The following is a 12,701-nucleotide window of genomic DNA, read 5'->3' as shown; positions in this document are numbered from 1 at the left end:
TTACAATCGTATTTGGTTGGACGTCGCCGATTTGTTCTCAGCTTTATTTAATTCTTTAACTTCTAATGCTAAATCAATCTCTCTCGCAAGTTTTCTTATGCTACTATTTTCAAAAAAATCGCCCACGGTAATCTCAATATCAAAGGATTTGTGAACTCTTTTCAGTAATGTGATTGCCTTCAATGAATCTCCTCCCAGCTCAAAAAAGTCATCATTTACACCTATCTTATCATATCCAAAGGAAGATTTCCATAGTTCTGCTAATTCTTTTTCTATTTCTGTTTTGGCTTCAGCATACAAAGTTTCTATATCCGGTCTTTCTAAGTTTTCTAAAAACATCTCTGACGCTTCCTTATCCGATTCTAAAGCCCGGCCAACTTGCGAAATAACCTCTCCATTATTCAGCTTATCTATCGAACCAGAGGTATACAAGTTGATCAGTATTTGCATTGGATTCACTCTGGCTGGAAAAACTATTTTATCAAATGAATAAGTCGGCGCTGAAACTTTATTTCTTGATTGACCGGAATAATATTCATCCCAATTAACAGGTACTCCACTTCTCCACAAAGTCCCTAATGCTTTTAATAAATAATAAGAATCATCTTTTGTGGCTGTCGGATGTTTGAGTACGGAAGCCAAAACTAAACCGGAATAAAAATTTGTATTATGTCGTAAAAAGTCCAATAAGGTATTTTCAGATCCAATCTCAATAAAAATGGAATTGCCTTCTTTCAATAAAAAATCTAACCCTTTAGAAAAATTGACGGTTTCCCGCAAATGTTTTACCCAGTACTTAGGAGAAACTGCTTCTTCTTTTTTAATCGGTTCCCCGGTAGTGCAGGAGATGAATGAATATTTAGGATATGAAAAGTTTACTTTTTTCAGTTCCCTTTCGTAGGCCTCTAAAATTGGATCCATCATCGCACTGTGAAAGGCGTAATAGGTTCTAAGTCTCGAAAATGTTATTCCTTTAGCAGAAAGTAAATCTTCAACTGTCTTAATACTTGCAGAACTCCCCGAAATAACACAGGAATTCTCTGTATTAATTGCAGCGATAGCGATATCCGGCGGACTCATCTCAATAGCTTCTTTAGCCGAAAGCGGAACGCTCAACATAGCACCGCGTTCTACTTCACTCATTAACTGCGCCCGTCTAACCACTAGTCTAATCCCCTCTTCAAAAGTAAAAACTTCACTAATACAGGCAGCTACATATTCACCAAGGCTATGGCCTATCATTTGTGATGGCTTAACCCCTAACTTCAGCAAAAAACTAGCAAAACCGTATTCCAACAGAAATAGCAGCGGTTGCGTATAACAGGTGTCATTTATCTTATCTCTTTCTGAACCACTTTCTTCATGGTACCCCAGGATACCTTTATAGTCGACTCCTGTTTCGTCATTTAAAATCCTTAAACCTTCGTCTATAATTAATTTAAAATCAGGATACTGCAAATACAATTGTTTCCCCATTCCGTAATACTGGCTTCCCTGACCGGAAAACATCAATACGATTTCTTTCTGCTTACTATCGTTGAAAGTCTGGCGAAAATCTAACTCCTCTAATTGTGCAATGGCCTCCTTAGAGTCCTTTCCAATAATGAAATTTCGAAACTTATGGCTATATCTTCCCGTTTTAAGTGTATAGGCTAAATCTGCCATATTCACTTTTTGATTTTCCCTTAAAAAATCTTTCAAAGAATGACCATAACTTTCTAAAGAAGATCTTGTTTTAGCAGAAAATGGGAAAAGTTGATATACTGTAGGAACGCTTGCCAATTGTGATAAAGGCGGTTCTTCCAGAATTGCATGTGCATTCGTACCCCCAATACCAAAGCTACTTACGCCCGCTAATCGAGGCTTATCGCTCTCCCATTCCGTTAACTTGTCATTGACGGAAAATGGTCCTGATTTAAATTTAATATCCGGATTTGATGTCTTGAAATGCAAAGAGGCCGGCAACATTTTTTTTTCTAAAGACAGTGCTGTTTTAATTAATCCGCTAACTCCTGCAGCAGCATCCATATGTCCAAAATTAGTCTTTAGAGATCCTATGCTGCATTGATGTGATGTATCATAATTAAAAGCTCTATTCAACGCTTCTATCTCTATCGCATCACCTAATTTAGTACCAGTTCCATGCGCTTCGATATACGAAATAGCTTTGTGATCAACCTCAGCAATTTTTAAGGCGGTATCAATACATTCATATTGTCCGATAATACTTGGAGCTACATAACCTACCTTCAAGCTACCGTCATTGTTGACAGAAGTGGATCGGATTACGCCATAAATATGATCTCTGTCAGTTAAGGCATCTGCCAGTCTTTTTAAAACCACAACCCCTGCACCCTCTCCTTGTACTGTACCCGAAGAATCCTGATCGAATGCTTTACAATGACCATCCTTAGACAGAATAGAACCTTCCTCATACAAATAGCCAACAGCTGTATTTGATCCAATACTTACCCCGCCTGCTATTGCCATGGTGCATTCTTTCATTAACAAACTTCGACAAGCAATATGAACTGCCACTAATGAACTTGAACACGCTGTGTCAACAAAGTAACTTGGACCTTTTAAATTTAGGGAGTAAGAAATTAATCTGCTTACAGAGTTAACATTTGATATATGCTTAATGAAAAAAGGGTTTACATTTAATGTGGTGGAAAGAGATACATAATTCCTCCAATTTATATTATCACTTGCACTAAAAAAACTCCCTATTTTCTGAGAATAATTATGAGGATTATATCCTGCATCTTCTAAACTTTTCCAAGCCTGTTCGTGTAGGATTCTGGTTTGTGGATCCATCAAAGCCGCTTCTTCTTTTGTGTATCCAAAAAAAGAAAAATCGAAACTTCCGGGCTCCTCTATTAAACAACTACCCTTTACATATTTCGGATTACGGATAAGATCCCGGTCTACTCCTGCCTTTTCCAGGTCTTCATCTTCATGAAATTGGATTAACTCCTTACCGTCTACCAGATTCTTCCAAAAGTCCATTATACTTTTTGACTTCGGGAATAGTCCCGACATACCGATTATCGCGATATCCTTTTTTATAGATCTATTATTCATATTATTATTCAGGCTTTATTGAAATAAAATTACATCTCAAAATACAAAAACTTCAAACTACTTACTTCGTAACTGAGACATAGTAGAGTCTTCGTATGGTGATGTCTAAATCCTTCTTTGAAATGACTTGATGACTGTAAATCAAATCAAATCAATCATATCATCCATTTCAGAAGCAATACTACTCTTTGCCAACACGGCAACGTTGGATTGTACTCCATTGATTAAATATGCCGCTAATGTGCTAACCGAGGTAAATTCAAATACAGAAACCGCCTGAAGATTTGAATTCAATTCTTTATGAATAAAAACATATAATTTCATTAATCCCAATGAACTGATTCCAAGATCAAAAAAGTTATCATGAACACTTATCTGACTTTTATTTTTTCCTAAAATGTCTGCAATAATTTCAATAATTTTCCTTTCTACTTCGTTTCGGGGAGCAATATATTCTACACCATTATCAATACCTGCTATTAGTGGATCTGGTAAGGAATCTTTGTCTACTTTACCGTTTAGTGTCAACGGAATACTCTGAAGTACTACAAAGTAGGCCGGAAGCATATATTCGGGGAGAGTTTTTCTTAAACGGGCTCTCAGATCATTCCCATTTTGCTCTGATTTGGTGACCATATAGGCCACAAGTTCGTTTTCATTGTTTTGATTTTCCCTGACTATCAAAACGGCATCTTCTATAACATCCAATTTTAGTAGTGCAAGTTTAATCTCTTCCAATTCTATCCTATATCCTCGTATTTTTACTTGCTCATCTATCCTTCCGATAAACTCTATCTCTCCATTTGGCAGCCATTTTCCTAAATCTCCAGTTCTGTATAAAAGTTCTCCGACAACAAAAGGATTATTGACAAACTTTTCCTTGGTTAATTCTTTTTGATTTAAGTATCCCTTAGCCAAACCTACTCCGCTAATACAGATTTCACCCGGTAAACCAACAGGACGAAGTTGTTGATTGGCATCTAAAATATAGACCTTATTGTTTCCAATGGGTCTTCCTAAAGCGACTCTAGCTACATTTTGACTCTTATCAACTTTGTTTATTAATTTACCTATCGTAGTTTCGGTTGGCCCATAGTGATTGTATACCTCACAAGTACTAACACTGCGTTTTATATATTTTATTATTTCTTCTGAAAATGGTTCCCCACCCAGAATCAAACATTTATTAGGCATAAAAACGTCCTCACTGGTTTGCAATGCTTTCCAGTGTGAAGGAGTCATCTTAATACAATCCAAATCAAATTCCCGCATTTTATGTGCATCGATGATATCCTCTTTGACAATAACGTGAAGTGCTGCACCTATTAGTAATGAAGTAAAAATAACTGTATTACCCAAATCGGCTGAAATTGTAGAAACGAGCCCAAATGACTTACATGTGCTAATGTTAGTTTTATCTAATACCCCAAAAGCATAATCTACAACTGCTCTTGAAGTAATCATTACTCCTTTTGGTTTCCCTGTTGAACCTGAAGTATAGATCACATAAGCCAGATTATCCGCTTCAGGCACTACAGAAAGCCTATCCGAAGCATAGTTTTCCGGGTCAAATTCTACATCAATTGCAAAAATATCTCCTTCATAATAATCAATATCATGAATAAAATTAACTTCTGTGATTAATAATACTAGTGAGGCATCATTAATTATAAAATCTTTTCTGCCAGAAGGGTCCTGAGCATCGATCGGAACATAAGCTGCACCTGCTTTTAAAATACCCAGAATTGAAACAATAGACCATTCGTTTCTGTTGAGCATCACCCCTATTAAATTATCAGGCTTGATCTTATAATTTTCAACCAGATAATGTGCCAACTGGTTTGATAATTTATCCAGTTCGTTATAAGTGAACTTTTTATTTCTAAATACGAGTGCTATATTATTCGGCGTTTTTGACACCTGTTCCTCAAACAATGCTATAATTGTTTTGTTCTCGGGATAGTGTAAATCCTCTGCAGCATTAAAATGAAGAAGATCATACTTTTCCTGGTGAGACAAATATTCTATTTGTGAAATCTTTTCTTCAGGGGTTTCTAATAGCGCATTTAATAATTGTTTGTAATGTTTTATTACCCCCTCTATCATGTCTTTGTCGTAGACATCGGGATTAAATGTCACATCCAGGGATACACAATCATTTACTTCCTGAAGTGCAACGTTTATATCAAATTTAGATACGCGATGCCCTTTGTCTGTAATGGCCTCTACTTCCGTTTCTTTTAGTTCATTTCTATTAACTTTTTCACCATTATTCTGAAGAAATAACATAACATCAAAAATGGCATTTCTACCGGGATCACCATGAAAATTTAAATCTTCTACCAACCTGATAAAAGGATACATTTGATGGTTAAGGCTCTTTAATGTTGAATCTGTTACAGACCTAAAAAAATCATGAAAACTTTCTTCCGGTTCAATCTGCGTTCTAAGTGCCAGCGTGTTAGAATAGAAACCTATTTGACCTTCAAGATCAGGGTGATTTCTACTGGCAACAGAAGATCCGATTATTATATCTCTCTGGTTGGTGTAATGGTACATTAGAATATTCCAAGAGGCCAACAACCCTATATATAAACTTCCTCCATTCTTTTCCGAATATTTTCTTAATTTATCAGTAAGATTTGCATTAATATAGGCTTGGAGACAATGACCGTTGTTGGTTTTAACTTTTGGTCTTTGCTTTGTACTTGGCAGATCCAGTAATGGTAATTCTCCTGAGAGTCTGTTCAGCCAGAATGTCTTATGTGCTTGAAAAGACACCTCGTTCAATTGCGCTAACTGCCAGGCTGAATAATCCTTGTACTGAATTTTCAGCGGAATTAATTCCGGCTTTTTGTTTCCGATAAATGCATCGTAGTAAGTCAGGACATCTTTAGTCAATACCCCCATTGACCAGCCATCACTAATGATATGATGCATATTGAAATAAAGAATACAACTATCCTCTGTGACTTTCATAAAATTAGCTCTAAATAAAGGGCCATTTTCCAAATCAAAGGGCTTAAATGAATCCTCATTTATAAACGCTGCTGCTTTTTCCAGGCCAGCCAAATCACTTCTGAAATCTTGATATTTTACTTCAAAATCTAATTCTTCTCTGTTAAGCACCCATTGTCTTATCTCACCCGACTCATTTTTTCTAAAGATCGTTCTTAAAGATTCATGACGGTCAATTGTTGCCTTTATCGCTTTGGTAAGAATTTCGATATTGAAGTCTCCCGTTAGATTAATACTATCAGGCATATTATAGGCTATCGATCCTTTTTCAGATTGACTCACAATCCATAGTCTTCTTTGAGCATCTGAGAGCGCATAATCCGACTGAGGAGTTATTGTTTTAATTTTAATGAATTCTTCTCTTTTTGAAGATGCTATCAGAGCCACATGAGAAGCTACGCTGGTGTGCGCAAATAATTCTTCTAACGATAAATTAACTGCTATTTTCTTTTGATACTCATTGCTCAGACGAACTGCTTTTAAGCTATGGCCTCCCAATGCAAAAAAGTCATCATTGATCCCAATATTTTCTCTTTCCAGTACTTCTTCCCAAATATTTACCAGTCTCTCTTCCAGCTCATTTCGTGGCGCTACATAGGCAACACCACTTGATAGTCCCGCACCCTCAGGATTCGGTAATGCTTTTTTGTCTATTTTACCACTGGCTGTTAATGGGATGGCCTCGAGTTGAACAAAGTACGTCGGAAGCATATATTCCGGCAACGACTGTTTTAAATAAGTTCGTAAATCACTTGCGTTCTGCTCAATATTAGAAACGATATACGCCACAAGTTCTTTCTCTGCTGACTCGTTCTCTCTGGCTAAAACAACTGCCTGGTTTACATCTTCATGTTTTACTAAAGCATGTTCTATCTCTCCAAGTTCTATCCTGTGTCCTCTTATTTTTACCTGATCGTCTTTTCTCCCTATGAACTCAATGTTGCCATCGGGTAGCCAACGACCCAAATCGCCTGTTTTGTACAAACGCTCTCCTGCTCTAAAAGGATTTGTTATAAACTTCTCCTGACTTAACGCTTCCTTATTTAAATAACCTCGTGCTACCTGATCTCCTCCAATCAGAATCTCGCCTAAAACCCCAACCGGCTGAAGCGAATTCTTTTCATTTACGATGTAAATCTGTGTATTGTCAACAGGCTTGCCTATCAAAACTTCATGACCCACAGTTGGGTGTTGGCTTAAGTTTATTGCGGTGACATCTATCGAAGCTTCCGTTGGTCCATAATAATTATGCAAGCTCGAAAAAGGAGCCTTTGCTTTAAAGGATGATTCGATTCTTTTTGATAAAGCTTCTCCACTGCATATTACATGCTGCAAACATTCCAGTTTATCCCACTTTATAGTGTCCAACGCTGCACTCAACATCGAAGGAACAAAGTGAATAATACTTATTTTTTGTGATTCTAATAGCTCCTCTAAGTAGACCGGGTCTTTATGCCCTTCCGGTTTTGCAAAAACAAGCTTACTGCCACAAACCAATGGGAGGAATAACTCCCAAACCGAAACGTCAAACGTTACAGGTGTTTTCTGTAAAAACACATCTGCCTCTTTCACTTCTAAGTCACGTTTCATCCAAAGCATTCTGTTTACCAGACCGCTATGTTCGAGCATTACTCCTTTTGGATTCCCTGTCGAACCTGAGGTGTAGATCACATAAATCAGGTTCTCCGGTTGAGACCTGCGAGTCTCTGCATCTTTAGCATAACGCTCCTGATTTTCTTTGAACTTGCTTAACTCTTGCTCATCCAGGCAAACCTTACACTGAGTATCTTCTTTAATATAGTCTATTCTTTCCTGAGGGTATTGCGGATCAATAGGAACATAAGCTCCTCCCGATTTTAACACACCCAGTATCGACACAATCATCCACTCACTTCGCTCCAATTGTATCCCTATCAGATCATCCGGCTGAATGTTGTAATTTTCTATTAGGTAATGCGCCAACTGATTGGATCGCTCATTAAGCTCCCTGTAAGTCAGTTCTGTATCTTCAAAGACTATGGCGATGTTATCCGGTGTCTTTGCAGCCTGTTCTTCAAACAAGTCTACAATTGTCTTGTCCTTCGGATAGGCTACTGCTGTATCGTTGAAAGTGAACAATAGTTCGTGCTCTTCTTCTTTTGTGAAAATCCAATCAAAAGTCGGAAATGAATCATTTGTTATTTCGCGCTTATTGATTATTCTAAATGCTGAATTCGTGATAGATTCCTGAAATTTATCGTCTGTTACTACTTCATCATCCACAATCAAACTGCAGATTTCTAAATCTTTATTATACAACTCTTTCGCCAATAATAAATTAGAAACAGCAGAGGCTTCTACACTCAGATGTGTTACGCTTTCTTTTTCCAGAAACTCTAATAATGATTCATTATGCTGAAGCAATTCCGGAACCAAGACAAGCTCAGATCCAAACAATAGCGTCCCATAAATTTCCAATATCGAAGGGGTTCTTTGAAGGAAAGTTGCCCATTTGTTACTACTTCCATAGTCAAATAAGGTGCTATCCATTTTAAATAACCCTACTACATCACTATGACGAATGAGCAAGGATTTTTGCTCGTCGACAGTATCAAAATTACTAATGATGGTCGCTACCTGGTCTGCTGAAACCTGTATCTCCGGGTTTACTTCAGATCTTACTACCAGATCCGTCCTGTCATATTGTCTTTTTATTTTTCTTTGTTGAATATTTTCTTCTTCCGTTACTATTTTTACCTGCCTCTTATCAATTTGCAAGATGACATCATAACGATATTTAGTCAATTCATTCTCTATTGTTCTTATCTTATCACTAACAGACACCTCTACGATGTTCTTTTCGGTTATAATAAGGTCCTCAAAATATCCTTTCGACACAAAAAAATCTGACGAAAAATCAGTCTTCGTAGTATAGCCTTTATCCTTGTTATCTTGTTTAAATTGATGCAAGTCCTCTAGCATTTCAGACTTCTTATTGATGTCCATAATATCACCAATAAAGATTTTTCCATCTTCTTTAAGCAACTTAACTCCTTCCTTTATCACCTTAAGAAAATAATTATGCCCGTGAAAATTTTGGATTACACTATTTATAATGATGAGATCAAAGTCCTTCTCTTCCAGCTCTCCTATTTCATGCGCTACCAGTTGCTTTAATTTCACATTTTTAATTCCGTTCTCAGCAATCATTTTTTCAGTTCCGGAGAGAATAATCGGAGATAAATCTGTTCCGTAATACAGGGCAACTTCAGGAGCAATCTTACTTAAGGTTATTCCGGAAGAACATCCTATTTCCAGTACTCTCATGTCAGAATGAAGACTATTCCTGAGCTTATTATAGGCGTTCATGGAATATTCCTCCATCTCTATATCCGAAATGGCTTCTCCTGTATAACTACTTATCCATCCCCCACTTGTTATTTGATCATCAGCCCTTCTCCCCACATGGTCCCAAAGTTCTTGGCTCATCATTATATTATCACGATACTCCTTCTCCGCTTTTACATCATTGCTGTCTACACATAAATAATTTTTCAGAGTAGCTGAGCTCCATTGAAGCCTATTTGACTGTTCTATAAATTCCTTCTCAATGATTAATGTTTGGATTTCAAAATCAGAAATCATCGATGCTAAATGGTTTTCGTGGGCTGTCGGCATTAAAACTAAGTAGGATCCTCCAGCTTTTAACACTCCTAACCTGGAAGCGATGCTGTAGAATCCATTATTTAATACTAATCCTATCTTTTCTTCCTTTTTGATAGCAGCTTCTTCCAGCAAAAAATGAGCAACCTGATTTGCGCATCGATTTAACTCCTCGTAGCTATAACTTTCATTACCACATCGCAACGCTGTTTTTAAACTATTCCTTTTAACCTGTTCATGAAACTGACTTACAATCGTAGTATTAGAAACAGCTGTAAAAACTTGTTTGTCAAGCAACTTCAACTCTGCTTTTTCCTGAACCGACAGATAATCCAGAGATCCGATCTCCTGAGCAGGGTTTGTTAAGGCTAAGCTCGAAAACGTTTTAAAATGTTTTATAAACCTCTCTATTATTGCAGGCTTGTAGAGATCCTGATTGTACTCAATTAAAAATGCGATATAATCCTCGTTCTCCTGAAACTCAAATTTAATATCGTAGATACTCGTCCCTGTTCTAATCTCAACTATATCATCAATGTTGGATTCAGAGATTGATATCTCCTTCATTTTTTCATCCGTATTCTGTAGCACCACCAAAATATCAAATATAGCACTTCTACTAGTTTGTCTACTTTGTCCTATATCTTCCACTAAGCGATCAAAAGGATAGGCTTGATGGGCATAAGCATCTAATATGGTATGCTTTGCGTTTCGAAAAATATCTTCTAAATTATCTTTTTCATCTATCCGGGTTCTTAATACTAGCGTATTTACATAAAACCCGATTTGGTTTTCCAATTCCAGTAAATTTCTTCCCGCAACAGGGGTTCCTACAATAAGATCATCCTGAGCCGTTTCCCTGCGCAAAAAAGCTTTCAGCACTGATACAAGGCTCATAAACAGAGTTCCTGATCTTTGCAATGCATAATTCTTAAATCTGTTTGTTAAATCTTTATCTAAGTAAGTAGCAACTGTTCTTCCTTTGTGAGTTTTCACATTAGGCCGCACGTTGACACCTGGTAAATCCAAGATTCCCAGTTTACCGGATAATTTATCTAACCAATATTTTTTATAAACTTTAAATGAATCATTCTCAATCTGGTCTAACTGCCAACAAGCATAATCCTTATACTGAATCTTCAAAGAAGGCAAATTTTGATTGTTTCCTTCCATGTATTTTTCATAATAGAAAAACACATCGCTATAGAGAATTTTCATTGACCAGCCATCACTAATAATATGGTGCAGGTTGAAATAGAATACGTATTCATTATCAGCTGTCTGAAGCAGAGCAGCCCGTAATAAAGGTCCGTTTTTCAGGTCAAATGCCTTATAGGAATCCGTACCAATAAAACTTAAGACTTTCTCATGCTTAAACTCCTCTTCCCGATAATCTCGATAACCTATTTCAAAATCTAAATCCTCCCTGCTTAATATCCACTGCCTAATTTCACCTTCTTCATTTTCTCTAAAAACCGTTCGAAGCATTTCATGCCGCTCTAAGGTAGCCTCTATAGCCTGCTTAAAGTAACTTATATTAAGGTCCTTATTCAAATGAATATGCGTAGGCATATTGTACGCAACAGACCCATCTTTGAATTGACTTAATATCCAGATTCTACGTTGGGCATCAGAAATTGGGTAAGAAGATTGTACTTTTGCAGCTTCAATAGTTTGAATTCCCGACAGACTATCTTTTAACAAAAGAATAATTTCAGCTTTATTATCAACTAGTGCTTGTTTCTCTTCAGGCGTTAATTTTTTCAAATCACCTCTGACTCTCAAATTTTCAAAAGTATCATCCAGAGCTATTGCGATCTGCTTTGCCTTTAATTTAGTCAATAATGAAAGTACTTCGGAATCATATAACATAGTTCTTATTAATTTTGTGCAATTCCGGTCCTATACTTTATTTTACTTAAGGTTTTTAAAACTCATAGAAACGCAAATAGTTCTACTACAGGGCTTCTTATTTACTTTCTTCCTATTTTTTGTTTTCACCAAATATGAAGAGCCTTTAAATAGGTATCATTTTATTAAACAATACCATAGAATAAGTCGGAATCCATTATTTCAATTACAATTCGTAAATTTCGACTTCTATTGCTTTTTGCAAAAGTTCTTTTGTCTATAAATAAGGTCTTGCACTTAGATAATACTATCTAAAAACTCCTGTGCAACTGCATTAACACTATGCTCTATTAAAACCTGGAGTACTACAAAAACCCTATTCAATTGTATATCTATTTTTTCTTTTCAAGAAATTAAATTTGATAGACTGTGGCTAAGTTAGATAAAAGCAAAGTGAAAAACAACAAATTTTTTAATAATAATATTTTTACATGCAGCAACTATATATAGGTAGTATTTGATTAACTATCCCAATCCATATGTAAAATATCTCCAACCTACCTTATGCCTTGCTATTAGAAAAAACAACAATATTTAACCCCACTGAAATTCGTCGCGTGATCAGGCAAAAATGATTTTTTTAAGGTCTAAAGTTATCGGCACAATAGCATTTTTAATTGGACAATACCAATCTTCAACCTTACAACGAAAAGAAATACTAAGCCACATTACTATTTGTCACGATGCAGGGTCTGCCTATTGACTTTTGTCCCCGAGAAGCATCTCCTGAAACATTTTACCCTTACAAAAAAAACTTTCACAAATTACCTATATACTTAGATTTAAATTTTGTTTTTAATTTGAATAATTGTAACATTGTACCTTAATGATATCCTTATAAGTGCGTAAAACTTTATAAAAAAATAAAGTCTTATGACAATGTAAGAGTATATAACAAGTGTTCATCCGACTGGTTTAATTGTATACTCTTCGATCCTATCGTTATTGGTTTGCTGAAAAAACAAAATAGAACACCGATACTGGGTGACACCAGCAGGTACATTTGATTTGTTTTTTGGATTTTATCGATTAATAATGAAATTATA

Annotated in this window: 2 protein-coding genes; both read right to left on the bottom strand. The window is 36.2% G+C overall.

Features of this window, described 5'->3' with window-relative positions:
- Complete coding sequence (locus LNQ34_RS17215) at positions 1 to 3,084, bottom strand: type I polyketide synthase (protein WP_230000601.1); 3,084 nt, start codon at positions 3,082 to 3,084, stop codon at positions 1 to 3.
- Between the two features lie 141 nt (positions 3,085 to 3,225).
- The gene (locus tag LNQ34_RS17210) at positions 3,226 to 11,616 is read right to left on the bottom strand and encodes a non-ribosomal peptide synthetase (RefSeq protein WP_230000600.1); all 8,391 of its coding nucleotides are present in this window, start codon (positions 11,614 to 11,616) and stop codon (positions 3,226 to 3,228) included.
- Positions 11,617 to 12,701 lie beyond the last annotated feature (1,085 nt).

It is taken from the genome of Flavobacterium lipolyticum, from assembly GCF_020905335.1.
Lineage (GTDB): Bacteria > Bacteroidota > Bacteroidia > Flavobacteriales > Flavobacteriaceae > Flavobacterium > Flavobacterium lipolyticum.
This window is presented reverse-complemented; position numbering and strand designations above follow the sequence as displayed.